General features: G+C 63.5%; 1 protein-coding gene. It reads right to left on the reverse strand.

Going from position 1 to position 1,195, the window contains the following annotated elements; genetic code table 11:
- Nucleotides 1-18: 18 nt before the first annotated feature.
- Nucleotides 19-966, reverse strand: a complete 948-nt coding sequence (locus tag NKH01_RS35150; RefSeq protein ID WP_353024741.1) for an IS110 family RNA-guided transposase — start codon at nt 964-966, stop codon at nt 19-21.
- Between the last annotated feature and the right edge of the window lie 229 nt (nt 967-1,195).

A 1,195-nucleotide genomic window follows, 5' to 3' on the forward strand; every position in this document is an offset into this window, starting at 1 on the left:
CTAGAGTATCCGTCTTGGTCAAGGAAGGGATGGCGACCATTTCCGGTCGTCCCTGATGAGGGCGTTAGCGAGAACGACGAGCTTTCTCATGATGGCGGTTATGGCGAGTTTTGCAGGTTTTCCGCCGTCTCGGAGGTCTTGGTATTTTGTCTTGAGTGACTGATTGAAACGGACCGCGACGAGGGCTGGCATGTAGAGCGCCTGCCTGACCGACGATCTTCCTCCCCGGATGAAGCACTTGCCCTTCCACTGCCCCGACTGGCGATCGACCGGTGCGAGGCCGGCGAGGCTTGCGACCTGTTTGTTGGCAAGGGTTCCCAACTCCGGCATGTCGGCGATGATGGCGAAGGCTGTGACTTCGCCAAGGCCTGGGATACTGGTGAGGATGTCGAAGCGACGGACAAGATCTGGCTCGCGGGCGACCAGCGTACGACATTCGGCGTCGATCGCATTGATCTGGGTGGTGATTTGCCTGAGCCGCTGCTCGGCCTGGCGCTTCAAAAGCGGGATGGTCAGGTTCTTCTGCCTGTTCTGGGCGGCGGTACGGTCCTTGACCAATGCGCGGCGCGCTGCGACGAGTTCGCAAAGCGTATCAAGGGTGTCGCTGCGGATTGGTCGGATTTGCGGCGTCATCAGTTCGCCGAAGCGGGCGAGCATGGCGGCGTCGATGCGATCGGTCTTGGACAGTCGGCCGGCGGCCTTCGCGAAAGCGCGCGTGTGCTGCGGGTTCATCTTGACCAGCGGCAGGCCCTTGGCACCCAACGTGCGCTCGAGCAGCCGGTGGTAGGCGCCCGTCGCTTCGTAGACAATGCGGCTGGGGGCAAGCGGAGCCAGCCAGCGCAGCAGCTCGCGCAGGCCGTTTGCGTCATTGGCGAATTGCCGCTCCGTCCCTTCCGGCAGGAGATGGACGTCGAGGCGATCTTTCGAGATGTCGATTCCGAGCGTTCGTGCTATGATTGCCGTCATCTTTTCCGTGTCCCGTGCTTGTCATCCGGGCCGTTATGCCCGGCTATCCGTTCAGGCCTCATGGAAAAGAGAGGGGCGATCATACTCTAGCTCGGTCCATCACGACCGACGGTTCATCGATCCCACCCCTCCCGGGGGGGGGGGGGGGGGGGGGGGGGGGGGGGGGGGCGCGCCCCCCGGGGGAGGGTGGCGCGCCTCAGTATAGAAATCGGGGGTGTGGGGGGGGGGG

The organism is Mesorhizobium sp. M1403, from assembly GCF_040317695.1.
Classification (GTDB): Bacteria; Pseudomonadota; Alphaproteobacteria; order Rhizobiales; family Rhizobiaceae; genus Mesorhizobium.

Coding starts and splice junctions, on each gene's coding strand:
- NKH01_RS35150 (WP_353024741.1), bottom strand. CDS start 966: ATGACGGCAATCATAGCACGAACGCTCGGAATCGACATCTCGAAAGAT.